Here is a 25,478-nt window from a genome sequence, read left to right as displayed (position 1 = left end):
GGGTCACGGTGTGACCCGCCCGTCCCGCGGCCCCGCCCCCATCCGTCCGTTCCGGAGCTATCTGTTCTGGAACTGCGGCCCCTGCGGCGGCAGGACGAAATGCGGGTCCGGCACCTGGACGGGGATCGGCAGCGGGGGCGGCGCCACCGGCCCCGTCGGCTGCACCTGCTGCGGATAGCCGTACGCGGGCGGCTGCGGATAGCCGTACGTCTGCTGCTGGGGCGGATAGCCGTAGCCGGGCTGTGCCGGGGGCCGGCCGGGCGGCTGCGGATACCCCGCGGCCGGGGCCTGCGGCGGCTGGGGCGGGGCCTGCGGCGGCACATAGCCGAAGCCGCTGTCGCCGTGCGCCGTGGGGGGCTGCATGGGCTGGGTGCGGTGCGGATCCCAGGGGTCGGGCGACGCCGCGTGCGGATAGCCGTACGCCGGGGCCGGGGAGTGGGGCCGGGTCGGCGCTTCGGACGACGACGGGGGCGGCGTGCCGGGGCCCGCCGGGGGCGCGTGAGTGGCGGCGGCCGGGGGCGCCGCGGTGGCGGGTGGTTCGGGAGCGACCAGCGGCTCGGGGGCGGCCAGGGGCTCCGGAGCGCCGGCGGTCAGGGGCTCGGGGGCGGGGGTGGCCGGGGGCTCCGGAGCGGCGCCGCCTTCCGGCCTGGCCGGGGCCGCGGCTCCGTCGCCGTCCGGGCCGCCCGCGGCCTCGCCGTCCTCCACCGAGATCCCGTACTGCGTGGCCAGCCCGACCAGCCCCGTCTCATAGCCCTGTCCCAGGGCCCGGAACTTCCAGGTGTCGCCGCGCCGGTAGAGCTCACCGCAGATCAGCGCGGCCTCCTTACCGGTCTCCGGCAGCACCGCGAAGATCGCGATCGGCTCGGCGTCCGCCTCGCGCGGCGCACCGGACGAGGCGTCGTAGAGCAGCAGGCTCAGATCCCTCACCTGTCCGAAGGTGCCGCCGTCGGCGGACGCGGCGAGCACCACCCGGCGCACCGCCGGCTCCAGCCCGGTGAACTCGGCCTCGATGGTGTCCGTCAGCGCGCCCTGGTTCGGCTTCTTGGGGAGATGCCGGACCAGACCCGAGGGGTGGTTCGGCTGGTTGTAGAAGACGAAGTCCTCGTCCGCGCGCACCCGGTCGTCCGCGTCCAGCAGCAGCGCCGAGGCGTCCACGTCGGGTACGTCCGTGCCGGGGGTCCAGCGCAACACCGCGCGTATGGCCGTGGCCTCCAGCGGGATGTTCGATCCCTTCAGCATCGCCTGCGTCATGGCGGCAATCCTGCCTTCCCAGGGGGTGCTGGGACAACGCAGGGTGCGGGGCGGGTGGCGGCGGGGAGGTGGTACAGGGCGGCAGGGCGGGTATGCCGGACACCATGCGGACGCACATGGGTTACGTGATTTTCACGCCCTTGGGGAACTTTTGACCCAGGGCCGCACGTACGATTATCGGCCAACCGCGGGTCAGCGTGGCCGAGGCGGCGTACCGGCAGTACGGGGAGTTAGATGCGGCATTTCGAACATCTGCCGGCTGAGGTGCGGGCGAGCGTCTTTCATCGCGAGCCCGTTGAATTCGGCGTGGACTCGCCCGCCCGGACGCTGGCCGTCGCGCTCGGCGCGACCCTGTACTGCCCGGCGACCCGGCCCAGGCTCGCCGAGGACATCGTCAAACAGGCAGGTCGCGGCGTGGTGTCCATGGTGCTGTGCCTGGAGGACTCCATCGACGACGCCGAGGTGCCGGGGGCGGAGGAGAACCTCATACGGCAGTTCGCGGAGCTGTCCGGGCTCGGCCCCGGCACCCCGCTGCCGCTGCTCTTCATCCGGGTCCGCACCCCCGAGCAGATCGTCGATCTCGTCACTCGGCTCGGCGCGGGGGTGCGGCTGCTGTCCGGATTCGTACTGCCGAAGTTCACCGAGGAGCGCGGCCGGGCCTTCCTCGAGGCGCTGATGTCGGCCGAAAACGCCCAGGTGACCGAGGCATTGGGCGGACGGCGGCTGTTTGCGATGCCGGTCCTCGAATCGCCCGAGCTGATGCACCGCGAGACGCGCACCGACACCCTGAGCGGCATCAGCCGGATTGTCGACAAGTACCGCGAGCGGGTGCTGGCGCTGCGCCTCGGGGTCACCGATCTGTGCTCGGCGTACGGGCTGCGCAGGGCGCCGGACATGACCGCCTACGACGTCCAGCTGGTCGCGTCCGTGATCGCGGACGTGGTGAACATGCTGGGCCGGGCCGACGGCACGGGCTTCACGATAACCGGGCCGGTGTGGGAGTACTTCAAACCCCATGAGCGGATGTTCAAACCACAACTGCGGATCAGCCCCTTCAGCAGCGGCCGCGCCGAATCCCTGCGCACCGCGCTGATCGAGCACCACATGGACGGGCTGCTGCGCGAGATCGAACTGGACCGGGCCAACGGTCTGCAGGGCAAGACCTGCATCCACCCCACCCATGTGGCCCCCGTGCACGCGCTGTCCGTCGTCAGCCACGAGGAGTTCAGCGACGCGGTGGACATCCTGGAGCCCCAGCGCTGCGGGGGCGGGGTGCTGCGTTCCTCGTACACCAACAAAATGAACGAGGTGAAGCCGCACCGGGCGTGGGCCGAGCGGACCCTGCGGCGCGCGGAGGTCTTCGGGGTCGCCCGGGAGGATGTGAGCTTCGTGGAACTGCTGGCGGCCAGCCTGCGGACGTAGAGCGAACCGGGCCCGGGACGGACCCCGGACGAGCGACGATGGAAACGAGGCGCAGGGCGGCGTGAGCGTGGGCAACGTGTGGTCGGGACAGTGGGTCGCGGACCGGCTGGGAGTACGGCTGGACGGCGGCCGGGACGGCGAGGTGCGCCGGGGCGGCGAGGAGTGCCGGGGCGGCGAGGGTGACGGCGGCCGGGGCGGCGTCAGCAGTCAGAGCGGCGACAGAGTCACCAGCGGGAACGGCGTCACCAGCGGGAACGGCGTCAGCGGCCGGAACGACAGCGGCCGGGGCGGCGACGGCGGCGCCGAGCTGCGTGAGCTGTTGGGGCTCGCCCTGCGGCGCAACCCCAAGCGGGCGCATCTGCTGGTCTCCAACGTGCTCGGCAAGCATGTCCCGCAGCGCCCCGCCATCGTCCACGACGCGGGCGTGCGGCTCGGCCGCCGGGTGCGGGAGCTGCTGGGCGACGAGGCGGCGGCGCGCGCGGTGGTGCTCGGGTACGCGGAGACCGCCACCGGGCTCGGCCACTGCGTCGCCGACGGGCTCGCCCTCGCCCCGTACCTCCACTCCACCCGCCGCCCGGTCCCGGACGTCGCCACGGTGGGCGGTTTCGAGGAGGAGCACAGCCACGCCACGTCCCATCTGCTGCTCCCCGAGGACCCGGGGCTCCTGGCCTCGACGGGCCCCCTGGTCCTCGTGGACGACGAGTTCTCCACGGGCCGTACGGTCCTGAACACCATCGCCGCCCTCCACCGCCGCTTCCCCCGCGACCACTATGTGGTGGTCGCGCTGGTGGACGTGCGCTCGCCGGAGGACCGCGCCCGCCTGGACGCCTTCGCGGCCGACCTCGGCGCCCGCGTCGACCTGGTCGCCGCCGCGGCCGGAACGGTGCACCTGCCGGACGACGTCCTGGAGCGCGGCGCGAAGCTGGTGGCCGCACACGAGGCGGCGACCGCCCCGGACCACGAGGGCGTGCCCGCCCCCACGACACCCCCGGCAGGCGCCGTGCCCACGGCCCCCCCGGCAGGCGCCACCCCCGACGCGGGCCCGGCCGTGGCCCGCGTGGACCTCGGCTGGCCCGAAGGGCTCCCGGACGGCGGCCGCCACGGCTTCACCCCCGCCCACCGCGCCCGCCTGGAAGCGGCACTCCCCACCATGGCCACCCGCCTCGCGAACGCGCTGGCGCAAGCGCCGGACGACCCGGCCCCGCCCGCCGGGGACCACTCGACCCCGCCCGCCGACGGCGCCCCCACGTCCCCCGGAGGCCACACCGCGCCGGACGCACCCGCTGACAACGCCGCCGCACCCGCCGGCAACCCCTCCGCACCCGCTGACAACGCCGCCGCGCCCGCCGACAACGCCGCCGCGCCCGCTGACAACCCCTCCGCGGCCGCCGACAACCCCGCCACGGCCCCGCGCCGGACCGCGCCCGCCTCGGCCATCCCGGCCGGGCCGGTCGGCGGTGGCGCCGGCGCCACCGCCGACCGGCCCCGGCCGCCCCGCCCCGCCTCCCGCCGCGTCCTCGTCCTCGGGTTCGAGGAGCTGATGTACGCGCCGCTTCGCATCGCGAAGGCGCTCGACGACGTCCTCGACGGCGTCGAGGTGCGGTATTCGACGACCACCCGCTCACCCGTGCTCGCCGTCGACGACCCCGGGTACGCCATCCGCACCCGGCTGACCTTCCCCGCGCACGACGAGCCCGCCGACGGCCCCGGGCCGCGCTACGCCTACAACGTGGCGCCCGGTGCCGATCCGCACCGCCGCTTCGACGCCGTCGTCGCCGTCGTCGACTCGACCGCCGACACGCCCGCGCTGCACGCCCCCGGCGGGCTGCTCGCCGCGCTGAGCGCGCATACGGACCGGCTGGTCCTGGCCGTCGTCCCGGCGTACCGCCCCCAGACCCCACCCACCCCCCGCACCGTCCCCGAACGACAGGCTCCGCCCATGCACCAACCGTCGTACGAGCCCCTGCGCGGACCGGACTTCTCGTCCTACGCGCCCGAAGAGGTCGGCTGGCTGCTCCAGGACTTCTCCCACGTCACCCTCGAAGCGCCCACCGAGGAGCGGGAGGAGGCGATCCAGAGCGGGGGCGCGCACTACGCCGAGTCGCTGCCCGTGGAGTACCAGCCGAACGCGCGCTACCAGGAGCTCTTCCGGGCCGCCCTCGACGCCTCCGCCGCCCGGATCGCCCGTGCCGTCGGCGCGGTCACCGAGACCGTGCTCGCCGAGCGCTCCCCGCGCCCCGTCCTCGTCTCGCTCGCCCGCGCCGGCACCCCCGTCGGGGTGCTGATGCGCCGCTGGGCGCAGCACGCCCATGGGCTCGACCTCCCGCACTACGCGGTCTCCATCGTGCGCGGCCGCGGTATCGACACCGCCGCGCTGCGCTGGCTGGCGGACCACCACGACCCGTCCGACGTCGTCTTCGTCGACGGCTGGACCGGTAAGGGCGCCATCACCCGCGAGCTGTCGGACGCCCTCGCCCCGTACCCGGACTTCGACCCGCGGATCGCGGTCCTCGCCGACCCCGGCCGCTGTGTGGACACCTACGGCACCCGGGACGACTTCCTCGTGCCCTCCGCATGCCTCAACTCGACCGTCTCCGGGCTGATATCGCGCACCGTGCTCCGCGCCGACCTGGTCGGCCCGAACGACTTCCACGGCGCGAAGTACTACCGCGAACTCGCCGACTCCGATGTCTCCGGATACTTCCTGGACACCGTCTCGGGCCGCTTCGCGGAGGTCGCCGAGGCCGCCATGGCCGACGCCAGGCAGCTCGCGGCCACCGACCGCACCCCCACCTGGGAGGGGTGGGCCGCGGTCGAGCGGATCAGCCAGGAGTACGGCATCCACGACGTCAACCTCGTGAAGCCGGGCGTCGGCGAGACCACCCGGGTGCTGTTGCGGCGCGTCCCGTGGAAGATCCTCGCCCAGCGCGGCGCGGGCGCCGACCTGGACCATGTGCGGCTGCTCGCCGAGCAGCGCGGAGTGCCGGTCGAGGAGATCGACGGGCTTCCGTACACCTGCGTCGGGCTGATCCACCCGCGCTACACCCGGGGCGCCACCGGGGCCGACGGAAAAGCAGTGACCGCAGCAGGCACACCAGACACAGCAGGCACACCAGACACAGCAGACACCACAGGCACGGAACACGAGGCGAACACGGCGGGCATCGCCAACAGAGACGAAAGAACGGTGGCCGCACGATGAGCGTCCTGGTGGCAAGCGATCTCGACCGCACCCTGATCTACTCCGCGGCCGCGCTCGGCCTCGACATGCCGGACGCCGAGGCCCCGCGGCTGCTGTGCGTCGAGACGTACGAGGGCCGACCGCTGTCGTACATGACCGAGACCGCCGCCGGGCTGCTCGCCGAGCTGGTCCGCACCTCCGTCTTCGTCCCCACGACCACCCGCACCGTCGAGCAGTACCGCCGCATCCGCCTCCCCGGCCCCGCCTCCCGCTTCGCGATCTGCGCCAACGGCGGCCAGCTGCTGGTGAACGGCGAGCCGGACGCCGACTGGAACCAGCGGGTCCGTACCGCCCTCGGCGACGCCTGCGCCCCCCTGGAGGAGGTGCGCGCCCACCTCAGCGCCACCGCCGACCCCGCCTGGCTGCTCAAGGAGCGGGTGGCCGAGGAGCTCTTCGCCTATCTCGTGGTCGAACGGGAGCTGCTGCCCCAGGAGTACGTCAAGGAGCTCACACAGTGGGCCGAGCCGCGCGGCTGGACGGTCTCCCTACAGGGCCGCAAGATCTACGCCGTGCCCAAGCCGCTCACCAAAAGCGCGGCCGTCGCCGAGATCAGGAACCGCACCGGAGCGGACGAGGTGCTCGCCGCGGGCGATTCGCTGCTCGACACCGATCTGCTGCTCGCGGCCGACCGCGCCTGGCGCCCCGGCCATGGCGAACTGGCCGACGTCGGCTGGACGGCACCCCAGGTGACCGTGGTCGAGGAGACGGGCGTCGCGGCGGGCGAGGCCATCGTCCGCGCCCTGGGCGAACGCTCCTCCGTCACCTGGGCGCGCGCCCGCAGCCAGGTCATCCGCGCCGTCTCCCGCGGCCGGGACTGATCCGTCCCCCCACCCGTCCAGGGCCCCCTTCGGAATCTCTCGCGCTGTCGTGACGTCGGGTTACAGTCACCACGTCACCACAGTCGGCATGTGCGACATCGCCCGGGAAGCCGAGCAGACCGAAGGGGGCCGCGATGGCCGAGAGCAAGAGCACACCGATCACGGCCGAGCTGTACGACTACGTCCTGCGGCACAATCCGCCGCTCGACCCCGTGCTGCGCGAGCTCGTCGAGGTCACCCACCGCAGCCTCCCCCAGCAGGCCGGGATGCAGTCGGCCGAGGAGCAGGCCCCGCTGCTGGCCTTCCTGGTCCGGCTGGTCGGCGCGCGCCATATCGTCGAGGTCGGCACCTTCACCGGCTTCTCCGCGCTGGCCATGGCCCAGGCGCTGCCCGCCGACGGCAGGCTGATCGCCTGCGATGTGTCGGAGGAGTGGACGGCGTACGGGCGAAAGGCTTGGGCCAAGGCCGGTGTCGAGGCCCGTATCGACCTGCGGATCGCGCCCGCGCTGGACACCCTGCGCGCGATGCCCGCCGAGCCCCATATCGATCTCGCCTATCTCGACGCGGACAAGGAGAACTACATCCCGTACTGGGAGGAGCTGGTCCCGCGGATGAACCCCGGCGGTCTGATCGTCGCGGACAACGTGTTCTACCACGGGGCCGTCACGGCCTCGACGCCGTCGACCGCGGGCGCCGCGATCCAGGCGTTCAACGATCATGTGGCGGCGGACGTCCGGATGGAGGCGGTCATGCTCACCGTCGCCGACGGCCTGACGCTCGCGCGTCGGCTGGGCTGAGGCGGCCGGACCGACCGCGTTACGAGGGCCTGGCCGACCGCGTCACCGAGAGCGGGGGCGCCGCAGGAACCGGGTCCAGCGGCGGCTCCCGGGCTTGTCGGGCTTGGCAGTGGGCTCGGCACCGCCGGGCTGATCCAGCTTGCCCCACTTACCGGGCGGCTGACCGCGCCGTTCACCCGACTCCTCGGCGGCCCCACGGCGCTCGGCGGACTCGTGTCGCTCACCGGATGCACCGCGTCGCTCGGCGGACTCACGGCCTCCCTCTGCCCCCGCACCGGCCGTAACGGGCCCGCCCGGGGCTCCAGGGGTGAGCGGGGTGCCGGGCGGGGCGGTCGTACCGGTCTGTTCGGCGGCGCGCCCGCGCGCGGCGATCAGGTCCCGGGCGTGGACGGCCTCGCGTTCGGCCTGCTCCGGGTGGCGGGTCACCCAGTACGGATTGTCATGCGGCAGCCCGCCGCTGACCCGTCCGTACATGCCGAACCACATCAGCAGCAGCCCCACCACAAAGCTGAACAGCACGTTCTGCATCCGGAACGCCAGGAAGTTGAACGTGGTCTCCAGTACCGCCAGATTGATGAAGCCGCTCAGCAGGAAGAGGATCCCGAGCACCATATTGAGCGTCGAGGCGAAGTTGCCGCCGATGACCATGCCGACGAACAGCAGCAGCCCGATGACGATGGAGAGCACGCTCAGCGCGCCGTTGGTGTTCAGCCCGGCGACCGTGTCACCGCCGATGTCGAAGAAGCCGACCTGGTCGATCAGGCCCAGGATGCCGAAGGCGACGAGCACCAGCCCCATGAGCCCGGCGCCGACGCGATAGAACTTGCTGAGCCGGTGATCGACCGGTAGATGCTCATCGAGCGAGGTGTGCGCGCCGATCCGCTCCGGGAAGTGCCGTGCGGTTCCGGCGGGGTGAGGACCGATGGGGGAGGGGCGGCCCATTGCCATCTCCAGCCTCCTTCTGCTGGCGCCGCACCTCGGCTTCGCGCTCCGCGCGGTCGAGGCGGTACCCGCGGACGCCACGCCACCGTCGCGTACACGACGTACGCGCGCACATCCGGGTGCGTGGCGTACGTACGGAGGCGCGGCACGGGTACGTACCTCCCAGCATCCGCCCCCGTCCCCGTCGGCTCAACCGCAGCTCAACACCGGCTGACCCTCAGCTCAACACCGGCGCACCCCTCAGCCGCAGCAGCCGCCCCCACAGCAGCCGCCACCGCCACCGCCGCCGGACGGGGGCCGCGCCGAGGAGGCGGAGGAGGACGAGGCGCCGGTGACGGCCACGGTGGACAGCAGCTTCACCGTGTCGCCGTGCCCGTCCGGGCAGGACGCGGGAGCGGAGGACTCGGCCATCGGCCGGTTCAGCTCGAAGGTGGTGCCGCAGGCGCGGCAGCGGTACTCGTAGCGAGGCATGGCAGGAGCATAACCACCGCACCGCAGGTCAGCCCCCCGAACGACAGGGCCCCTGGCACGCGGGCTCAGTGCCCGCTGCCCCGCTCCTCCCGAATCCCCTGGACGACCCGGGCGGCGGTCTGCCGTACGGCCTCGGTCTCGGAGAGGAAGTGCCACCAGTCCGGATGCCGCCCCTCCAGCCCCGTGATGGCCCGCTCCAGGCGCTCCACGGCGTCGTCCAGCGGGCGCGCGTGGCGCGGATCGGGCGTGGAGCGCCCGGCCATGGCCAGCCGCTGGGCGTCGCGGATCGCGAACCGGGTGCGCTCGATCTCCTTCTGCTGGTCGAACGACACCTCGTCCAGCCGCCGCAGCCGGTCCCCGGCCGCCGAGACGGCCTCGTCCGTACTGTTCAGCAGCGCCCGCACGGTGGCCAGCAGCGCGGTGGCGTCCGGCCAGCGCTGCTCCTCGCGCGCCGTCTGCGCCTCCTTGAGCTTCTCCTCGGCCTGCGCCACATCCCGCGCCGCCTGCGCGGGGACCTGCTGCAGATCCTGCCAGCAGGCCGCGGTGTAGCGGCGGCGCAGCTCGCTGAGGATGGGCTCGACCCCGGCGGTCCGCGTGGTGATCGCCTGCGCACGGGTGCGCAGCGACACCAGCCGCTTGTCGATCTCCGCCGCCCGCTCCGGCAGCCGCTCGGCCTCCCCGCGCACCGCCTCCGCCCCGCGCAGCACATCATCGGCGCGCCGCAGGGTCTCCTGCACACCGTGCTGCCCGGCCCCCTGGTTGAGCTTGGTCAACTCGGGCGACAGCGCCGCCAGCCGGGCCGCCAGATCATCCGCCCGCAGCCCCGACGCACGCACCGCGTCCAGCGCGTTACTCGCCGCGAGCAACGCCTGCCGCGCCCGCTCCACCGCCGGCGCCAGCCGCGCCAGCCGCGTCTCGGCCTGCTCCAGCAGCGCCCCCAGCCCCTGCGCGAACCGGTCCAGATCCGCCTTGGTGCGCTCCAGCGCGTCCTTCGCGCTGGTCAGATCGGCGCGCGCCCGGGAGGCCGTCGCCGCGTCCAGATCGTCCCGATCCAGATCATGCGCGTCCACCGCCGTGATGTAGTCCCGGCTGACCTGGTCGATCCGCTGCCCCAGCGCCGAGAAGTCGGCCACCGTCCGGCGCGCGGCGGGCGAATCGTCCACGGCGGTGATCGTCTCGATGGAGATCCGCAGATCCCGCTGCGCCGTGTCCAGCTCATAGAACGCCGCCGCCGCGGCGTCCTTGGCCGCCTGCGCCTCGGCCCGCTGACTCTCCCCCCGCCCCCCGAACCACCGCCGCCCCCCGCTCCCACCAGCGAACGAAAGCGCCCCCACCACCGCCAACAACGGCACCGGCAGCAACATCAACCCGAGCACGGAGGGACGGCGCGAGCGACGCACACGGGCTCCCGGACGCGCAGACTCCCGCGATGGACGCGCAGACCCTGCAGATGTCGCCGCCACTACCCGCTCCCGATGGATCGCCCAGGTCCGAATGTCATTCTCCCACCCGACACTGACGAACACAGCGCTCGGTTCGGTTCGCGATCTGCGGACTTCTCTCGCCCGAACCCCAGATATGGGCCCCTCCCCGGGCCGCCTTCACGATTGCGGCACCACCCCGGGGACCCTGTAGGCTGACAGCTCCCCCAGGGCGCATAGCTCAGCGGTAGAGCGCTGCCCTTACAAGGCAGATGTCGGCGGTTCGAACCCGTCTGCGCCCACAGTGATTGATCGCAGGTGAGAGCCTGAATCGGCCCCCCAACCCATGCGGGACGGGGGGCCGTTCGCTGCCTGGATGCCACATAGCTGCCACATCCCTGGGCCACCGGGTCCGGGATATGTCCGGTCGGCCCAGTCCGGCAGCCGCCGGCCCACACCATCCGGCTCGTCCAGCCGCAGCGTGTGCACGCCTTCCGGGAGACCGTCAGGCCGTAGCGCTCGTGGCCCGGCCGCCCGGCGTCCCGCCACTGGGTGAGCAGCGGTTCCCGCTCGGCCCACAGATCACGGGGTCCGCCGTGGTCGAGCCGGGCGGTCATGACCCCGGTCATGGTGATCCGCGCCCAGGACGAGGTGACCGGGTCGAAGAGACACCCGGCCAGGCGAGACGTTCCATGTGTATGACGACACCCTCGTGTCGGTGGAGTTCGTCTCGGCGGAGGTCAACATCATCCAGCCTTCCGAGATCACCCTGTATCCGAAGGTGTTCGAGCAGTTGCGCGGCATGGCCGTGTACGGGGCCGAGGCGCGGGCCCTGAGCCTGAAGGCCATCGAGGCCCTGCGCTGACTCAGGGCGCGCAAAGGCCGCTGGCCCGGCCCGCGGTCAGCGGCCCCAAGTGGACGAAGAGGAGGCTGACGGCCGGCCGGCCACGTGGTCAGCTGCCCACCTGCTCATCGCCTCATCCCGCCCCGCCGTCGAGCAGCCAGTGGTAACGCAGCCGCAGCGCCCGCTCCGTGCTGGCCGCCACGGTGCAGAGCCCGACCACGGTGTTGCCCCAGGCCGGTAGATGGATGGGCGAGGTGAAGGTGCCGACGTACTGGGCGACGCCCTCCGGGGCCCGGGTGACCTGTTCGGTGAGCTGGAGGATCAGCAGCACCAGGCCGATGGCGAGCACGATGACCGAGAGGAAGCCGATCCAGCGGCTCAGTGCGGGGTGCGATCGGTCGAAACGGGCGCGGCGGCCTTCGGCGGAGTGCGGGTCCGGGATGAGCTGGTGCTCGGTCCTTTCGGCGGTGACGTAATGGCAGCGCTTGAGTCCGAAGGTGCTCGCCCTTACTTCGACGGTGCCGCCCCGGACGGGGAAGACGGCAGGGACTTTGGACTCGGCGTGATGCCTGCCATCGAGGTACAGATGGGCGATGACCTTGCCGGACGACTGATTCTGATGCCTGATGTCGACGGCGTAGACCGTCTGCCGGCCGTCGTCGTTCATCAACCGGAGGTAGAACAGTGCCCGGGACAGCATCTGCCACCAGCGAAAACGCTTCAGCGCCCGCCCGTCGCCGGGCTTGACCCGCTGGACAGCCCGACGATGCCGCAAGTCCTTGAACATGCCTCGACTCCCGTTACTTGCTCGGCTCCGCCGCGCAGGCGAGGTCCTGCGCCGGGCGCTGTCCGGTGGTCAGGAATGCCGTCACCGCGTTGTTCGCGCACGTGTTGGGGGCGAACGGATAGACACCGTGCCCGCCCTGGTCGGCCGTCACCATCGTGGCCCGCTTCCCGAACGCCCGCCGCAGCTTCTGGGCGCCGGCCAGCGGTGTCCCCGGGTCGCGCTCGTTCTGCACCATCAGCACGTTCGACGGGCCCCTGTCACCGATCTTCACCGGCGGCTCGACCCGCTTGTCCGGCCAGAACGCGCACGGCCCGATGCTGGCCGCGCCCCCGCCCAGCATCGGGTACTTCACCCGGTCGACCGCGGCGTTCCGCTGATACTCCCGGACCGTCCGCGGCCAGCGCGAATCACCGCAGATCACATAAAGACGGGCGGCCATGAAGTTCTCCATGTTGTCCATCGACGGCGGGGTGTCGGGCGGCAGCGGCCGGTCCTTGTCGAGGGCCTGCCACATCTCGGCCACCGAGGGCATGGACGTATCGCTGTAGAGGCGGTCAAAGGTGATCCCGCGGAACAACGTCCCGTCGATACCCCGGACCGGTTTCGCCTCCAACCGCTTCGCGAGGTCGAAGAATTTCGCGGTCACCTGCTCCGGAGTGGTGCCCAGGCCGTATTCGGGGTGCGCGGCAACGAACGCCGCGAAGTCCGGGAAGCGGTCCTCCAGCCCACGCGCGAACAACCGCATGGCCGTGACGTCGTAACCGCCGGGGCCGAGGTTGCTGTCGAGCACGATCCGGTCGCTGTGCCCCGGGAACATCGTCGTGTACACCGCACCGAGGTAGGTGCCGTAGGAGGCGCCGAGGTACGAGAGCTTCGGCTCGCCCAGCGCCGCCCGGATACGGTCCATGTCGCGCGCGGTGTTCGCGGTGGTGGTGTGCGGCAGCATCGATGCCGTCTTCGAGGTGGCGCACTGCTTGGCGACGGTCCGCGCGTTCTTCGCCTCCCGCGCGACATCGGCCGCGGTGTGCGCGTACGGCGGGACGTTGCCGCGGTTCCGCTGTGCCTGGGTCAGGTCGCAGGTCACCGGGGTGCTGCGGCCGACGCCGCGCGGGTCGAAGCCGATCACGTCGTAGGAGTCCAGCACCTTCTGCGGCAGCTTCGAGGTGGCGAGAGCGAACGGGTAGCCGAGTCCTGTGATGCCGGGGCCGCCCGGATTGGTCAGCAGCACGCCGCGGCGCTGCGAGGGCTTCTCGCTCGCCAGCCGGGAGATCGCGATCTCGATCTGGCGGCCGTCGGGGTTGCGGTAGTCCAGCGGGACGTCGAGTGTCGAGCACTCCAGACGCGGTGAAGCGGCCTTACGGGGTGACTCGGCCTTCTCGTCCGAGCACGGGCCCCATCGCACGGTCTCCGGCGTCGCCGCCGCCGTGTCCGGCGTCGCCACCGACACTTCCGGAATCACGGTCAGCGCCACCGCGGTCGCCCCCACCGTGGTGGCGGCGAGTGCGAGGGACAAGGTTTTTCTGCGCATTTGATGTTCTCCTGAAGGGGGCGCACGGGGGCGTCGGAACGGGCGAGGGTGTGGAGGTCGGGGGCGGCCGGGCTGAGCGCGTGGACGGCGAGCCCTCTCCCCCGGCGGGGCGCGTCGGCGCACATGCCATAGGTGCGCGTCTGCGGTCCCGGATGGCGTCAGGTCGTGCCTTGGTCGCGGCTTCCCGCGGAATCACCGGCCCGCCCGGTGTTCGGTCTCTGGCGGGTGTGTGCCCAGCCACCGGCCACCATTCCGACGAGCGCGATGCATCCGAGGAGGATGAGCCGGCCGGTAAGGCCCCCAGGGACCCAGTCGAGGATGGACCACAGCACCTCGGAGTCCCGGTCGAGCAAACCGCGGATCGCCGTTTGGGCGGCCAGGGCTGTGATCACCAACCCGACCGCCTCAAGGGCCACATAGCCACCCTTGCGCATCGCGTCTCTCCGTCTCGTGTCCGGTTGTCTCGGCACGTGAACGAGTCTGTTCGTGCGGCGCGGCCGGCACATCGGCCCGGCGGCTCGAACCGTCTGCGACCACAGGCGAGGTGCTGATTCGACTCTGGTCGAGGGCGCACCCCACCCCTGGTCGGATTCGCCGGCCGTACGGTCTCGCGATAATGACCAGGTGAACACGGACGTCGCGCCACGACTCGGATGGTGGCAGCAGACCTGGCGGCTGGCGGCGGCAGCGGCAGCGGGCATACCGATCTGGCTCTCCATGGGTGCGCTGCTGCGGGCGCAGGCGGGCGAAACGGGCTCGTGGTTCCTCATCGGTGACCCGCTGGTGGCTCTCGGCTGCCTGACGGCGCTGGTGTGGCGGCGGCGGTTCCCGCTCGCCGTCGCCCTGACGGTCGTGATCGCCTCGACCGCGTCGGCCCTTGCCTCCGGCGCCGCGTTTCTGGCGCTGATCTCGATCTCCACTCGTCGCCGTCCGGTGGAGAGCGGGGTCGTCGGGCTGGCCTTCGTGACCGCGTCACAGTTCTCCGGCGGGCTCTACCCGGTCCAGCGCACGTCCGACTCATGGTGGCTCGAACTCGCCTTCCCGGCGCTGATCGCGGGCATCGCGGTGGCCGTGGGCATGGCCATCGGCGCGCGCCGTGTCGAAGTGCGGTCGTTGCGGGACCGGGCGGAGAGCGCGGAACGGGAGCAGAGCGCACGGGCGGCGCAGGCACGTGCCCTGGAACGGAACCGGATCGCCCGCGAGATGCACGATGTGCTCGCGCACCGGATCTCCCTGGTCGCCATGCAGGCCGGAGTGCTGGACCACCGCGGCGACCTCACCGCCGAGGAGAACCGTGTGCTGGTCCGCGGCATCGCCGACGGCTCCCACCAAGCACTGGAAGAACTACGGGACGTCCTCGGTGTGCTCCGGGCCGACCCGGGCCGCCCGGAACCGCCGCAACCCTCCCTCGACGGAATCCCCGACCTGGTGGCCGACGCCCGCGCATCGGGACTGGACGTCACGTTCACCACCACCGTGGCGGGGGTTCCGTCCGACGTCGTCGGACGAACCTGCTACCGGATCGTCCAAGAAGGCCTGACCAACGCCGCGAAACACGCCCCCGGCGCATCCGTACGCATCGCCCTCGAAGGAACGGCGGGCGACACGCTCAACGTCGGCGTGCACAACTCCGCGGCCACCAGGGCCACCGCACAGCCACCGGCATCGGGATTCGGCCTGCTCGGCCTCACCGAACGCATCGACCTCGCCGGTGGAAAACTCAACCATCACCGCACACCCGACAACGGATATCTCCTCACCGCACAACTACCTTGGCCACACCCCACCCACGAAAAGAGAACCTGAGTGGACAGCGAGCGGGAGCCGGTGCGTGTCGTCATCGTCGACGACGAACAGCTGGTGCGCATGGCGCTGCGGCTCGTCATCGACGGCGAACCGGACCTGACCGTCGTCGCGGAGGCGGCCGACGGGAACGCCGCGATCGCCGTGGTGGACGAGCAGCGGCCGGACGTCGTGCTGATGGACGTGCGGATGCCCGGCCGTGACGGTCTCAGCACGACCAGGGAACTCCTCACCCGGCCGGAGCCGCCGCGGGTGCTCATGCTGACCACCTTCGACTCCGACGACCTCGTGCTCGGCGCCCTGCGCGCCGGAGCACTCGGGTTCGTCCTCAAGGACACCCAGCCGCCGCAGATCCTCGACGCGGTGCGGACCGTCGCGGACGGCAACCCCGTGCTGTCCCCGGCGGCCACGGCACGAGTGATCGCCGCGGCCACCGGCCCGCGGTCCGCCCACGCTCGCCACTCATCCCGCGAAGCCGCGCGGAAACAGCTGTCCACACTGACCGAACGCGAACGCGAAACCGCTCGGGCCATCGCGGACGGACTGGGCAACCCGGAGATCGCCCAGCGGCTGCATATCAGCGTCGCGACCGTCAAGGCCCACGCCAGCAGTCTGTTCGCCAAGCTGGCGGCCGAGAACCGGGTACAGATCGCACTCCTGGTCCGCGACGCGGAGGAATGACCGTGCGACGAGCACGCAACTCGGTGGCGTCCGGCGTGGAGATCAGGGAAGCTCGCGCACGTGGTCTCGGTAGTACAGAAGGAGGTGGACCGGCTGCTGGGCCTCGGTGCCACCTCTGGCGCCGACCACCGGAATCCCGATGGTTCGGGCTGGGCAATCCTCGCTGATCCCGAAGGCAATGAATTCTGTGTCCCGCGCAGCGAGTCCGACCGAGCGGCCATGAATTCCTGACGCCCATGCGCCGTCCCGGCCAGTTCCGTAGACGGCCTGTCACAATCACGGCACGGCCTGGTGCCTAGTAGGCAAGCTCCCCGATGCCGCCATCGACGCGCAGCACGGTGCCGGCGGTGTAGGCGGACTCGTCCGAGGCGAGATAGACGGCCGCCTTCGCCATCTCGGTGGCGGTCCCTAGGCGATGGAGGGGGACGGTCCGCCGAAGTTCCTCGTAGATGGCGGCTTGGCGCTCGGAACCAAGCGGCTTGAACGCATTGGTGACAGTCGGCCCCGGGCTCAGTCCGTTGACACGGATACCCCGATCTTTCAACTCATGGGTCAGCCCGCGAGTATAGGACAGCAGGCCCGCCTTGGCCGCCCCGTAGACCGTTGCATTCTCGTGTCCGATGAAAGCGGACACCGAACCGACGACGATGATCGAGGATTGCTGCGAGAAGAGCGGCAACAGATCCCTGATCAGGAAGAACGGCGATTTGAGGTTGGTTGCGAGGAGCCTGTCGAATGCCTCCTCGGTCCATTCCTCGATCGGGAGATGGGTGATGTCGGCGGCGTTGCTCATCAGGATGTCGAGCTTTGGCCATTCCGCCTGCAGCCGCGATGCGAGCGCCGCTTGGCCGGGTACGTCGCCGGCGTCGCTGACGATGGGCAACAGCGGACCCTCCAATTGTCGGGCAGCCTCCTCCAATCGTTCCTGCGAGCGACCGGTGATCGCGACAGACGCTCCCTCGGCGAGGAACTCACGGGCCGTCTCAAGGCCAATGCCGCTCGTCCCCCCTGTGATCAGTGCGTGCTTTCCCTCAAGACGACCCATGAACTGATTCTCCTCACGTGGCGCCGAGGCGCGAGATTGACAACGCTGACGGGCTGTCCCCGTCAGCACGAGGCAGGCACCATTCGGCCGGCAGCCGACCTCATTGAGAATCCACCGACTTCTATGTGGCCGTTCCAGAAGTCATGTGATGGCGAAGCTATGACTTCTTGAACGCCCTGTCAAGAAGTTGTAGTCTCGGCCAGGTGGCACGAACCGGACGCCCCCGCGAGTTCGACAAGGACCAGACGCTGGCGCGCGCACTTGAGCTGTTCTGGTCCCGGGGATACGGGGCGACATCGATCCAGGACCTGGTCGACGCGCTGGCCGTCGAGCGCGGCAGCCTCTACGGAACGTTCGGGGACAAGCGCCGCTTCTACCTCGATGCCGTCAGGCTCTACTGGGATGTGTACGAGCGGCACCTGATCACCGCGCTCGACACCGCCCCACTTCTGCCGGCGCTTCGCGAGATCCTGACCCACCCAGCACGCCTGGACGAACTGATCTCCGACGTGGGCGTACCGCACGGCTGTCTGGTCGGCAACACCACCGCCGAACTCGTACCCCACGACAGTGAAGCCACGGAAATCGTCACCCGCTCATATCGCCGGTTCACCGACATCGTCACCGACGCACTCCGCCGCGCACAGGCCACCGGAGAAGTTACTGACAGCGCCCAGCCCGAGGCCCAGGCCCAGCTACTGCTGTACATCGTCCAAGGGCTCTCGCTCGTATCGAGGGCAGGTCTCGACAGGACGGTGGCCCTGGCCGCCATCGACACCGCGGTCGACGCATTGCGGGGGTGACCGAAACCAGCGCCGGCCGGGGCCGCCTCGGGCCCGAGCAGAACCCGTAGGGTTCCCCCATGGTGACTGCGACGGTCCGTGAGTGGAGCGATGAGGAAGGCTGGGGCGTGCTCGACTCGCCCGAGACTCCGGGCGGCTGCTTCGGCCACTTCTCCGACATCCAGGCGACCGGCTTCCGCACCCTCAGCCCCGGACAGCAGGTAGACCTCGAGTGGGAAGCCCCCGGCTTCAAACAGGACGGGTACGACTACCGCGCGGTGAGCATCGTGCCCCGATCCGCCTGACCTCCACGGCGCCGTCGTGGTCCAGCGGGGCTGGATCGACGAGGACGGCAACCTGCTCCACCCCGAGGCGTTCAAGACACCGCAGCAGGGCGCGGCCACGGTGTCCGTCCTCCGGCGTCACACCGCCGCTCGATCCGTGAGGATCGCGCTCACCACCACCCCGAAGAGGTGCTCGGCGCGCGCCTCGAGCCCGGGCTGGTCGCCGAGCCAGGCCAGCGACGAGGCCAGGGCGAAGAGGTCGGCACCGTCGATGTCGGTCCGTGCCACGCCCGCGGCCTGGGCACGGGTGAGGAGCCGGGTGCCGGCCCCGCGCATGGTGACGCAGGAGGTGTGGAGCGCGGACTCGGGGTCCTCGATCGCCTTCACCATCGCCGTCACCACCCCGCGGTAGTTCTTCGTGCACGCGACGAAGTCGCGCAGCCACAACATCACCGCGTCCTGGGGCGAGCTCGTGGTCTCGACCTCGGCCGCCCGTTCCGTCAGCTCGTCGAAGCTCGTCCGGAGCAGGGCTTCGAGCAGCGCCTCCCGGGTCGGGAAGTGACGCAGTAGCGTCGCCAGCCCGACCTCTGCCCGGCGAGCGATATCGCGCATCGACGCGTCGACGCCGTGCTCGGTGATGACGGCGCCGGCGACGGCCAGCAGACGGTCGTGGTTGGCCCGGGCATCCGCCCTCATCTGCCCTCCCTTGAATATCCGGATCACTGACCCGTATATTCGGATCGGCGGTCCGGAAAAACGGATCCGTGGTTCACTTAGTTTACCCCGCGGGGAGATGCAGGAGAGAGCTGTGCCCACACAGACCATGAAGGCGATCCGGCTGCATGAGTTCGGCGGCCCCCAGGTGCTGCGTCACGAGGAGGTGCCCGTTCCCGAACCGGGGCCCGGCGAGGTGCTCGTCCGCGTGCACGCGGTCGGCATCAACCCTCCGGACTGGTACGCCCGCGAGGGGATGCCGAACGTACCGGCCGAGCTGAAGCCCCCGATGGATCTCCCCCTGATTCCGGGGACCGACGTCTCGGGCGTCGTGGAAGCCGTCGCCGCCGATGTCGCCGCCGACGTCGCTGCCTTCGCGGCCGGAGACGAGGTGTTCGGCCTGCTGCGCTTCCCCACCGCGCTCCAGGCCGGGGCCTACGCCGAGTACGTCACCGCGCCGGCGTCCGACTTCGCCCGCAAGCCGGCCGGCGTCGACCATGTGCAGGCCGCCGCCCTGGCCATGTCGGGTCTGACCGCATGGCAGTTCTTGATCGAGCTCGGGCACGACCACCCCTCGCCGTTCCAGGCCGCCCAGCACCGCCCGATGGCACTCGACAGCGAGAAGACGGTGCTCGTCAACGGCGCCGCCGGTGGCGTGGGGCACCTCGCCCTCCAGCTCGCCAAGTGGAAGGGGGCCCGTGTCATCGCCGTGGCCTCCGGCGCCCACGAGCGGTTCCTGCGCGAGCTCGGCGCCGACGACTTCATCGACTACACCAAGGAGCGGCCCGAGGACGTCGCCCGTGACGTCGATCTCGTCCTGGACACCGTCGGGGGCCCCGACAGCCGGCGCTTCCTGCGCACCGTCAAGCGCGGCGGGTCCCTCTACCCGGTGTACTTCGGCGAGTTCGACGACGAGGAGAACGCGAAGCAGGGTGTCACGGTCACGGCCGCCCAGGTCCGCTCGAACGGCGCGCAGCTCGCCGAGCTCGGGCGCCTGCTCGCGGACGGCGCGATCCGCGTGGCGATCGACAGCACCTTCCCGCTCGCGGACGCCCGGGCGGCGCACGAGCGAGCTGCCCAGGGGCACCTCCAGGGCAAGATCGTCCTGACGGTCGCATGAGCGCGAAGGCCGCCCCCGGCTGGGGAAGCGCCCACCTCGCCGCGATCCGCCCGGGGGAGGTGGCCCTCGACCCGGCCGAGCAGCTCGCCGTCCACCAGACGCTGGCGCGCTACGCCTTCGCCCTGGACCAGCAGGACCTGGAGGCACTGGGCGCCGTCCTGGCCGAGGACGCCACGTGGGCGTTCAAGATCGCCGGCGAGAGCGACCTCGGGCCCGTCGTCGGACGCGAGGCGATCCTCGCGTTCGTACGGGACGCGATGGACGCGGAGACCGACCAGCGGCGGCACAACCTGGTCAACGTGGCCTTCCATGGCGCGAACGCCGACACGGCGCTGGTGCACGCCTACCTCATGCTCACGTCGAACGCGGGCGGGAGCGGGGGCGGGAGCGGGGGCGGGAGCGCGGGCGTGGTCGCGACCGGTTTCTACACCTTCGGGCTCGAACGCGCCGGGGGCGAGTGGCGGATCGCCGAGCTGTTCCTCGGCACGGACAACGCCTGGTAGGACGGGCAACGCCTGGTAGGAGGGGTGACCCCAAGCCAACGGCTACAGATACTCGCCGTAGAAGGCTGTCAGCCGTTCAATTGCCTGGTCGACGTATCGGGGCTCGTCGTACATCTCGTAGTGTCCGGCGCCTTCGACGATGAGCAGATCGATGGGGTTGGGGGCCAGCTTCCACAGTTTCATGCCCGCCTCGTACTGGCCGGTGTTCCCCCGGCGCCCTGCGACGATCACCTGGAGCGGTTGGGTGAGCAGCTGGTCGACGAGGTGGAAGGCGTCGTAGCCGAGGAGCAGCGCGTCGCTGCGGCGAAGGCGGCGGTTGGTCGAGTGCTCGTTGCCGCCTCTCGGCGTGCGGTAGTACGTGATCGCCTGAGTGGTGTCGATGTCGGTGAATCCGGCCGCCGCCGCGTCCTCGAGGGTGTCCGGCAACCAGTTGACCCGCTCGAGGTCATGCTTGATGACCTCCCGCGTCCGCGCCGCGGCAAGGTCATCGAGTGTCGCGGCGGGGCCGTTGGGAGAGAAGCCGGGCCCGCGCCAGGACTCGCCCATGTTGCCGGCGACGACCGTGGCGATCGCCTTGATGCGGTGATCGGTGCGAGCGGTGTGCACGGCGTAGCCGCCACCAGCGCAGATGCCGAGCGCGCCGATCCGCTGTGGATCGATGCCGGGGATGGTGCTCAGTTCGTCGATCGCGTAGGAGATGTCTTCGCCGCGACCATAGGGATCTTCGAGGTCACGGGGCTGTCCACCGCTTTGTCCTTGATGGGCGGGGTCGAAGGTGAGGGCGGCGAAGCCGTTCTTGGCGAGTCGGGACGCGTAGTTCGCGCCGATCTGCTCCTTGACGCTGCTTCCTGGCGTGGCGAGCACGACCGCGGCCTGGGGTTCTGCGGCGTCGAATCCCTCCGGGAGGTAGAGATCGGCGGCGAGGTCGAGGGCGCCGCGAGGGATGGAGATGTGCTGTGGCACGAGGGGTCAGCGCCTTCCGCGTAGAATCCTTCGGAGCTGTTCGGTATCCAGCTAGTTCCAAACCGAACTAGCTCAAGGTCGTACCATATCTCAAGGAGTCCCATGCCGGCGGATGACGCTGCTGAGCTGTGGAAGTTGAACCAACGACTTCTGACCAGGGTCATGAACGCTGCCGCCCCCCAGCTCGAAGAACTGGGGCTGGAGACGAAGGAGTTCTTCGTTCTCGACGAGGTGGACGCGTGTAAGTACCCAGCGGAGCTCACACGGAAGCTGATGCTTCCGAAGGCGAGCGTCACGACGTACTTGCGGAACCTCGTCGACAGCGGGCTGGTGCGCAGAGAGATCGACGAGAGCGACTTGCGCCGCCATCGCCTCATGACCACTCCCGAGGGGCAGCGCGTGCGCGCCAAGGCACTCGAAGCTCTTGCCTCGGAGTTCTCGACGATGATGGCGCGGCTCGACGAACGGGATCAGTCCGAACTGCGTCGGATGCTGCTGAGGCTCCTCGAGACCGAATAGGGCATTGAGGTGGACCGCTGGTGGACCGCTGGTGGCGCGCTCCGGTGGGGGTCCGGAGCCCAGCGGCCCACCCGGTCTATGGGGCCGGATGCACATGGGCATGCCCTCATCGGAGGCGAACTGCCGGCCCTCCGCGCGCTCGAACAGCTTGGCGGCTACCGCAACCGTGCGCACGTCCACGCCCAGCGGGCAACGTGCTGCCTCCGGCTGGGCAAGCCGACGGACGCGGTGACCACCTACCGGCAAACCCTCGACCGCCCGTCGGCCATATACCAGCGCGAGCGGGGCCTCCATCTGGCCCGGCTCGCCGGCGCGCACGCCGCCGACCGTGCCCCGGACGCGGCCTGCGCCACCGCCATGGAACCACTGGAGATCAGCCGTGAGAACGAGTCGCGTCGCACCACGGCAGAACTCCGGCGGGGTGGACGTGGCGCGGTACGTCCGGCTGATCGCCCGCCCGCAGCGCTGAGCAGCACCTGCCCAGACAGAGGGGTTGACGGTGGCTGACGAGTGGCCCGAGGCGGTATGCGCTCGGGACGCGGACAAGATTGAATGCCTGCTGCAGGGACTCGAATACCTGTCCCAGGGATACGAAAACACTCAGCGATGGGTCGACAACAGCCGCGGCCGGTTGGTGACGGAGGCCGGAAAGCGCCTCGCTGACGAACTCCTGAATGAGGGATCTCTCGACTGGCTCCGCGCTGTGCTGGGCGAGAAGCCGTAGCGGGCGCGAAAGCCCGGTCGCCGGATTTGGTTTCAAGTGAAACCGTATCGAACGGATGAATGGCTGTAATGTGGCCTCATGACCGCCGAAGTTTCTCCCCAGCCCACCGCCTCGCGCGCGACCGGTCGCCCCGGGGATGCCTCGCCCTTCGCGCTCGGGTTGCTGCTGCGCCGGGCGCACTGGAGGGCGGCTGGGGTGATGACGGAGGCGCTTCGGCCGCTCGGCATTGAGTTGCGGCATTTCGCCGTGCTGATCGTGCTGGTCGACTGCGGGCCGACGGTGCAGCGGGACCTGGCGGCGGCGACGGGGTCGGACAAGGCGGGGATCATGCGGGTCGTGGACGACCTGGAGCGTAAGGGGCTGGTCGTGCGGAAGGCCGTGCCGGGGGATCGGCGGGTGCGGGCGGTGGAGATCACGCCTCAGGGGGTCGAGCTTTTCGACGCGGCCCATGTGGCGGCGGAGCCGCTGGCCGAGCGGCTGGTCGCCGAGCTGGGGCCCGGCGAGCCTGAGCAGCTGACGGATCTGCTGAACCGGTTCGCCTATCCCGCGGAGGGTCAGGCGTAGGCGCGTCCGCGCGACGGCTGCCCGCCGGGTGGGTGCGTTTCGCCGAGGCCGGTTTGTGGGTGCCCGAGGGGTGCGGCCGGCGCCCCTGCGTCCTTGCGTGGGGGACGAGAACGCCGTGTGACCTCCTGGGGCTCGGCGTCACACGGCGTCCGTCGTCCGGCACGGGCTACGCGGCGAGGCGCTTCGCGAGCTCCATGGCCTTGGCGGTCGCGTCCTCGAAGGCGCGCTCGCGGGATGCCTCGTAGAGGGGGATCAGCTCGGACATGGCCGGGTTGCGGGGGGCCATGGTGAGCTCCGGGACGATGAAGTCGAGGTCCAGGCCCAGGGTGCGCTTGAGGACCGCCTCCAGGTAGTTCTGCACGAAGTCGAAGCCCTCGCGCGGGGTGCCCGGTGCGTAGGAGCCGCCGCGGCTGGCGACGACGACGGTCGGCGTGCCCTCGGCGGAGGGGGACTCGCCCGCGGTGCGGCCGAGCAGGAGCACGTTGTCGAGCCACGCCTTGAGGGTCGAGGGGATCGAGAAGTTGTGCATGGGGGCGGCGATCAGGACCGCGTCCGCCTGCTCCAGCTCCTCCATGAGCGTCTCGCGCACGGCGAACGCCGTGGACTGCTCCGGGGTGCGCTCGGCCGGGGCGGTGTAACCGGCGGACCAGGCGGCGGCGGTCATGTACGGGACGGGGTTGGCGGCGAGGTCGCGGTAGATCACCGTGCCCTCCGGGTGCTGCTCCTCCCATGCCTTGCGGAAGGCGGCCGTGACCGAACGGGACGAGGACGCCTCGCCCGGAAGCACGGACGAGTCGATGTGCAGCAGCGTGACCATGAACTTTCTCCAAGAGTGACGCCCGAGGCGGGGAGCCCGGGGCAGGGCTGAGCATTGGCGCTCGCCGATAGTTAAACACGAGATAGTATTGAATGATACTGTCGTGAGTGTAGCTGAGATGGGCGCGTCGCGTCGTATGAGCAGATGGGAGATAGGCGATCTTGGACGTCTACGAGGCGGTCACGAGTCGACGGGCAGTGCGCGGGTTTACCGACCAGCCTGTCCCGAGAGAGGTGCTGGAGCGGGTGCTGTCCGCAGCGGCTTGGGCGCCGTCCGGATCGAACATTCAGCCGTGGAACGTCTATGTGCTGACCGGCGCGCCGCTCGCCGAGCTCAAAAAGCGGGCCGGCGAGCGTCTGGCCGCGGGCGAGCCCTTCGACGAGGCGGAGTACGTGCAGTACCCGCCCGACTTGAAGTCTCCGTACAGCGATCGCCGATCCGCCTTCGGCGAGCAGCGCTACGGGGCACTCGGCATTCCGCGCGAGGACGTGGAGGCGCGCCAGCGGGCCGCTTCCGCGAACTGGCAGTGTTTTGGCGCGCCCGCGGCCCTGTTCTGCTACATCGACCGCGACCTGGGCCCGGCCCAGTGGTCCGACGTCGGCATGTATCTGCAGACCGTCATGCTGCTGCTCCGCGCCGAGGGGCTGCACAGTTGCCCGCAGATGGCATGGGCGAAGTTCCGCAAGTCCGTCGCGGAGATCGTTTCGCCCCCGGACGAACTCATGCTCTTCTGCGGCATGTCGATCGGGTACGAGGACGTCACGGAAAGTTATAGCCGTACGGGACGGGCGCCGCTCGACGAGACGGTCAGCTTCATCGACGGCGACTGAGGGTTCTCGGAGGCCCCGGGGCCGTCAGGGTCGCGCTGCGGTCCTCGGAGTCGCGGTGCGGCTCTCAGGGGCGCGGTGCGGCCCGGAGGCTTGTGGTGTGGTCGGCCACGCTTCAGCCTTGCGGCGCCGTCAGCCACGCACTGACGCGCGTCATCGCCGACGGGCCCGAGGTCTCGGCGACGTCCTGCGCCAGATCGGCGATCGAGACGGCGCGCAGCGCTTCTCGCCAGGCCGCGTCCGCCCCGGACATCGCGCGGGCGATCGGGCACGGTGTGGTGCACATCTCGGCCGGGGTGGCCATCGGGCCCCGCTGGCGGATCTCCGTGCAGGTGAACGCCGCTGCGGGGCCGTCGATCGCTTCGACCACGTCGAGCAGCGTGATCGAGGCGGGTTCCCGGGTGAGTACGTAGCCGCCCGCCTTGCCCTGGACCGAGCGCACAAGCCCGGCCCGGGAGAGCGCCTGTAGCTGTTTGGCCAGGTAGCTGGCCGAGACGTCGTGGAACTCCGCCAGCTTGGTCGCGGGGACGGGCTCCTCCACGGACGTGAGCACGACGCAGCAGTGCAGGGCCCACTCGACTCCGCCGGACATCTTCACGGGACCACTGTA

Annotated in this window: 25 protein-coding genes, 1 tRNA gene and 3 pseudogenes; 17 read left to right on the top strand and 12 right to left on the bottom strand. The window is 70.8% G+C overall.

Annotated elements, in window-relative coordinates:
* Window positions 1-57: 57 nt before the first annotated feature.
* On the bottom strand, window positions 58-1,251 hold the full coding sequence (locus BLV72_RS09095; protein ID WP_093461465.1) for a TerD family protein: 1,194 nt from the start codon (window positions 1,249-1,251) through the stop codon (window positions 58-60).
* Window positions 1,252-1,485: 234 nt separating this feature from the next.
* Between BLV72_RS09095 and BLV72_RS09090 the strand changes: the two genes are divergently transcribed.
* The 4 genes from BLV72_RS09090 (at window position 1,486) to BLV72_RS09075 (ending at window position 7,529) form a co-directional block, all read left to right on the top strand.
* A complete protein-coding gene (locus BLV72_RS09090) occupies window positions 1,486-2,673 on the top strand; it encodes an HpcH/HpaI aldolase/citrate lyase family protein (RefSeq protein WP_093461463.1) in 1,188 nt (395 codons plus the stop codon).
* A gap of 61 nt (window positions 2,674-2,734) precedes the next feature.
* Complete coding sequence (locus BLV72_RS09085) at window positions 2,735-5,875, top strand: phosphoribosyltransferase (protein WP_093461462.1); 3,141 nt, start codon at window positions 2,735-2,737, stop codon at window positions 5,873-5,875.
* On the top strand, window positions 5,872-6,732 hold the full coding sequence (locus tag BLV72_RS09080) for an HAD family hydrolase (RefSeq protein WP_093461460.1): 861 nt from the start codon (window positions 5,872-5,874) through the stop codon (window positions 6,730-6,732). The genes BLV72_RS09085 and BLV72_RS09080 overlap by 4 nt, the downstream gene beginning before the upstream one ends.
* Before the next feature lie 134 nt (window positions 6,733-6,866).
* Window positions 6,867-7,529 carry an O-methyltransferase gene (locus tag BLV72_RS09075; protein WP_093461459.1) on the top strand — a complete coding sequence of 221 codons (663 nt, stop codon included), beginning with the start codon at window positions 6,867-6,869 and terminating at the stop codon, window positions 7,527-7,529.
* Between the two features lie 42 nt (window positions 7,530-7,571).
* On the opposite strand, the gene BLV72_RS09070 is transcribed toward BLV72_RS09075, so the two are convergent.
* From BLV72_RS09070 to BLV72_RS09060, 3 genes are all read right to left on the bottom strand, one after another.
* Complete coding sequence (locus tag BLV72_RS09070) at window positions 7,572-8,477, bottom strand: DUF4383 domain-containing protein (RefSeq protein WP_093461457.1); 906 nt, start codon at window positions 8,475-8,477, stop codon at window positions 7,572-7,574.
* A gap of 234 nt (window positions 8,478-8,711) precedes the next feature.
* Window positions 8,712-8,942: an FmdB family zinc ribbon protein gene (locus tag BLV72_RS09065; protein ID WP_078641178.1), complete on the bottom strand. Its 231-nt coding sequence runs from the start codon at window positions 8,940-8,942 to the stop codon at window positions 8,712-8,714.
* Window positions 8,943-9,007: 65 nt separating this feature from the next.
* Entirely contained in the window at window positions 9,008-10,306 is a 1,299-nt protein-coding gene (locus tag BLV72_RS09060) for a hypothetical protein (protein ID WP_208906010.1), read from the bottom strand.
* Between the two features lie 287 nt (window positions 10,307-10,593).
* Between BLV72_RS09060 and BLV72_RS09055 the strand changes: the two genes are divergently transcribed.
* A tRNA-Val gene (locus tag BLV72_RS09055) sits at window positions 10,594-10,665 on the top strand.
* 374 nt (window positions 10,666-11,039) lie between these two features.
* A pseudogene (locus BLV72_RS09050) lies at window positions 11,040-11,228 on the top strand (transcriptional regulator); the annotation flags it as partial.
* A 112-nt stretch (window positions 11,229-11,340) separates the two neighbouring features.
* Here BLV72_RS09050 and BLV72_RS09045 read toward each other — a convergent pair.
* From BLV72_RS09045 to BLV72_RS09035, 3 genes are all read right to left on the bottom strand, one after another.
* The gene (locus BLV72_RS09045; protein WP_093461454.1) at window positions 11,341-11,994 is read right to left on the bottom strand and encodes a hypothetical protein; all 654 of its coding nucleotides are present in this window, start codon (window positions 11,992-11,994) and stop codon (window positions 11,341-11,343) included.
* 13 nt (window positions 11,995-12,007) lie between these two features.
* Window positions 12,008-13,522, bottom strand: a complete 1,515-nt coding sequence (locus BLV72_RS09040) for an alpha/beta hydrolase (protein WP_093461453.1) — start codon at window positions 13,520-13,522, stop codon at window positions 12,008-12,010.
* Window positions 13,523-13,680: 158 nt separating this feature from the next.
* The gene (locus BLV72_RS09035) at window positions 13,681-13,956 is read right to left on the bottom strand and encodes a hypothetical protein (protein WP_093461451.1); all 276 of its coding nucleotides are present in this window, start codon (window positions 13,954-13,956) and stop codon (window positions 13,681-13,683) included.
* A gap of 190 nt (window positions 13,957-14,146) precedes the next feature.
* Here BLV72_RS09035 and BLV72_RS09030 point away from each other — a divergent pair, with 190 nt between their 5' ends.
* The 3 genes and pseudogenes from BLV72_RS09030 to BLV72_RS09020 form a co-directional block, all read left to right on the top strand.
* Window positions 14,147-15,328 (top strand): sensor histidine kinase, encoded by a 1,182-nt coding sequence (locus tag BLV72_RS09030; RefSeq protein ID WP_093461450.1) that lies wholly within the window; start codon window positions 14,147-14,149, stop codon window positions 15,326-15,328.
* Window positions 15,329-16,006 (top strand): response regulator, encoded by a 678-nt coding sequence (locus BLV72_RS09025; protein WP_093461449.1) that lies wholly within the window; start codon window positions 15,329-15,331, stop codon window positions 16,004-16,006.
* 42 nt (window positions 16,007-16,048) lie between these two features.
* Window positions 16,049-16,237, top strand: a pseudogene (locus tag BLV72_RS09020) (VOC family protein); the annotation flags it as partial.
* Window positions 16,238-16,301: 64 nt separating this feature from the next.
* Here BLV72_RS09020 and BLV72_RS09015 read toward each other — a convergent pair.
* A complete protein-coding gene (locus BLV72_RS09015; protein WP_093461448.1) occupies window positions 16,302-17,051 on the bottom strand; it encodes an SDR family oxidoreductase in 750 nt (249 codons plus the stop codon).
* Window positions 17,052-17,254: 203 nt separating this feature from the next.
* Between BLV72_RS09015 and BLV72_RS09010 the strand changes: the two genes are divergently transcribed.
* Complete coding sequence (locus tag BLV72_RS09010) at window positions 17,255-17,854, top strand: TetR/AcrR family transcriptional regulator (protein ID WP_093461446.1); 600 nt, start codon at window positions 17,255-17,257, stop codon at window positions 17,852-17,854.
* A 59-nt stretch (window positions 17,855-17,913) separates the two neighbouring features.
* On the top strand, window positions 17,914-18,138 hold the full coding sequence (locus tag BLV72_RS09005; protein ID WP_093461445.1) for a cold-shock protein: 225 nt from the start codon (window positions 17,914-17,916) through the stop codon (window positions 18,136-18,138).
* Window positions 18,139-18,255: 117 nt separating this feature from the next.
* Here the strand turns inward: BLV72_RS09005 and BLV72_RS09000 are convergent, their stop codons facing one another.
* The gene (locus BLV72_RS09000) at window positions 18,256-18,813 is read right to left on the bottom strand and encodes a TetR/AcrR family transcriptional regulator (protein ID WP_093461443.1); all 558 of its coding nucleotides are present in this window, start codon (window positions 18,811-18,813) and stop codon (window positions 18,256-18,258) included.
* Between the two features lie 112 nt (window positions 18,814-18,925).
* On the opposite strand from BLV72_RS09000, the gene BLV72_RS08995 reads away from it, so the two are divergent.
* Window positions 18,926-19,951 carry an NADP-dependent oxidoreductase gene (locus BLV72_RS08995; protein ID WP_208905594.1) on the top strand — a complete coding sequence of 342 codons (1,026 nt, stop codon included), beginning with the start codon at window positions 18,926-18,928 and terminating at the stop codon, window positions 19,949-19,951.
* Window positions 19,948-20,454 (top strand): nuclear transport factor 2 family protein, encoded by a 507-nt coding sequence (locus tag BLV72_RS08990; protein WP_093461440.1) that lies wholly within the window; start codon window positions 19,948-19,950, stop codon window positions 20,452-20,454. The genes BLV72_RS08995 and BLV72_RS08990 overlap by 4 nt, the downstream gene beginning before the upstream one ends.
* Before the next feature lie 42 nt (window positions 20,455-20,496).
* On the opposite strand, the gene BLV72_RS08985 is transcribed toward BLV72_RS08990, so the two are convergent.
* Window positions 20,497-21,417, bottom strand: coding sequence for an alpha/beta hydrolase (locus BLV72_RS08985; protein WP_093461439.1), 921 nt, complete (start codon window positions 21,415-21,417; stop codon window positions 20,497-20,499).
* Between the two features lie 102 nt (window positions 21,418-21,519).
* Here BLV72_RS08985 and BLV72_RS08980 point away from each other — a divergent pair, with 102 nt between their 5' ends.
* The 3 genes and pseudogenes from BLV72_RS08980 (at window position 21,520) to BLV72_RS08970 (ending at window position 23,224) form a co-directional block, all read left to right on the top strand.
* Window positions 21,520-21,936 (top strand): MarR family winged helix-turn-helix transcriptional regulator, encoded by a 417-nt coding sequence (locus BLV72_RS08980; protein WP_093461437.1) that lies wholly within the window; start codon window positions 21,520-21,522, stop codon window positions 21,934-21,936.
* A gap of 502 nt (window positions 21,937-22,438) precedes the next feature.
* A pseudogene (locus BLV72_RS08975) lies at window positions 22,439-22,660 on the top strand (HD domain-containing protein); the annotation flags it as partial.
* A gap of 78 nt (window positions 22,661-22,738) precedes the next feature.
* A complete protein-coding gene (locus BLV72_RS08970; protein ID WP_093461436.1) occupies window positions 22,739-23,224 on the top strand; it encodes a MarR family winged helix-turn-helix transcriptional regulator in 486 nt (161 codons plus the stop codon).
* Between the two features lie 166 nt (window positions 23,225-23,390).
* Here BLV72_RS08970 and BLV72_RS08965 read toward each other — a convergent pair whose 3' ends face one another.
* Entirely contained in the window at window positions 23,391-24,041 is a 651-nt protein-coding gene (locus tag BLV72_RS08965) for an FMN-dependent NADH-azoreductase (protein ID WP_093461434.1), read from the bottom strand.
* Between the two features lie 161 nt (window positions 24,042-24,202).
* Here BLV72_RS08965 and BLV72_RS08960 point away from each other — a divergent pair, with 161 nt between their 5' ends.
* A complete protein-coding gene (locus tag BLV72_RS08960) occupies window positions 24,203-24,871 on the top strand; it encodes a nitroreductase (RefSeq protein WP_093461433.1) in 669 nt (222 codons plus the stop codon).
* Window positions 24,872-24,983: 112 nt separating this feature from the next.
* Here BLV72_RS08960 and BLV72_RS08955 read toward each other — a convergent pair whose 3' ends face one another.
* On the bottom strand, window positions 24,984-25,460 hold the full coding sequence (locus tag BLV72_RS08955; RefSeq protein WP_093470262.1) for an RrF2 family transcriptional regulator: 477 nt from the start codon (window positions 25,458-25,460) through the stop codon (window positions 24,984-24,986).
* Between the last annotated feature and the right edge of the window lie 18 nt (window positions 25,461-25,478).

This window comes from Streptomyces melanosporofaciens, assembly GCF_900105695.1.
Lineage (GTDB): Bacteria > Actinomycetota > Actinomycetes > Streptomycetales > Streptomycetaceae > Streptomyces > Streptomyces antimycoticus.
This window is presented reverse-complemented; position numbering and strand designations above follow the sequence as displayed.

What these genes read in the sequence shown, in the direction of transcription:
- BLV72_RS09095 (WP_093461465.1), bottom strand. Translation starts at nt 1,251, where the DNA reads ATGACGCAGGCGATGCTGAAGGGATCGAACATCCCGCTGGAGGCCACG.
- BLV72_RS09090 (WP_093461463.1), top strand. Translation starts at nt 1,486, where the DNA reads ATGCGGCATTTCGAACATCTGCCGGCTGAGGTGCGGGCGAGCGTCTTT.
- BLV72_RS09080 (WP_093461460.1), top strand. Translation starts at nt 5,872, where the DNA reads ATGAGCGTCCTGGTGGCAAGCGATCTCGACCGCACCCTGATCTACTCC.
- BLV72_RS09075 (WP_093461459.1), top strand. Translation starts at nt 6,867, where the DNA reads ATGGCCGAGAGCAAGAGCACACCGATCACGGCCGAGCTGTACGACTAC.
- BLV72_RS09070 (WP_093461457.1), bottom strand. Translation starts at nt 8,477, where the DNA reads ATGGCAATGGGCCGCCCCTCCCCCATCGGTCCTCACCCCGCCGGAACC.
- BLV72_RS09065 (WP_078641178.1), bottom strand. Translation starts at nt 8,942, where the DNA reads ATGCCTCGCTACGAGTACCGCTGCCGCGCCTGCGGCACCACCTTCGAG.
- BLV72_RS09060 (WP_208906010.1), bottom strand. Translation starts at nt 10,306, where the DNA reads ATGTTGCTGCCGGTGCCGTTGTTGGCGGTGGTGGGGGCGCTTTCGTTC.
- BLV72_RS09045 (WP_093461454.1), bottom strand. Translation starts at nt 11,994, where the DNA reads ATGTTCAAGGACTTGCGGCATCGTCGGGCTGTCCAGCGGGTCAAGCCC.
- BLV72_RS09040 (WP_093461453.1), bottom strand. Translation starts at nt 13,522, where the DNA reads ATGCGCAGAAAAACCTTGTCCCTCGCACTCGCCGCCACCACGGTGGGG.
- BLV72_RS09035 (WP_093461451.1), bottom strand. Translation starts at nt 13,956, where the DNA reads ATGCGCAAGGGTGGCTATGTGGCCCTTGAGGCGGTCGGGTTGGTGATC.
- BLV72_RS09015 (WP_093461448.1), bottom strand. Translation starts at nt 17,051, where the DNA reads ATGGGTCGTCTTGAGGGAAAGCACGCACTGATCACAGGGGGGACGAGC.
- BLV72_RS09005 (WP_093461445.1), top strand. Translation starts at nt 17,914, where the DNA reads ATGGTGACTGCGACGGTCCGTGAGTGGAGCGATGAGGAAGGCTGGGGC.
- BLV72_RS09000 (WP_093461443.1), bottom strand. Translation starts at nt 18,813, where the DNA reads ATGAGGGCGGATGCCCGGGCCAACCACGACCGTCTGCTGGCCGTCGCC.
- BLV72_RS08990 (WP_093461440.1), top strand. Translation starts at nt 19,948, where the DNA reads ATGAGCGCGAAGGCCGCCCCCGGCTGGGGAAGCGCCCACCTCGCCGCG.
- BLV72_RS08980 (WP_093461437.1), top strand. Translation starts at nt 21,520, where the DNA reads ATGCCGGCGGATGACGCTGCTGAGCTGTGGAAGTTGAACCAACGACTT.
- BLV72_RS08970 (WP_093461436.1), top strand. Translation starts at nt 22,739, where the DNA reads ATGACCGCCGAAGTTTCTCCCCAGCCCACCGCCTCGCGCGCGACCGGT.
- BLV72_RS08965 (WP_093461434.1), bottom strand. Translation starts at nt 24,041, where the DNA reads ATGGTCACGCTGCTGCACATCGACTCGTCCGTGCTTCCGGGCGAGGCG.
- BLV72_RS08955 (WP_093470262.1), bottom strand. Translation starts at nt 25,460, where the DNA reads ATGTCCGGCGGAGTCGAGTGGGCCCTGCACTGCTGCGTCGTGCTCACG.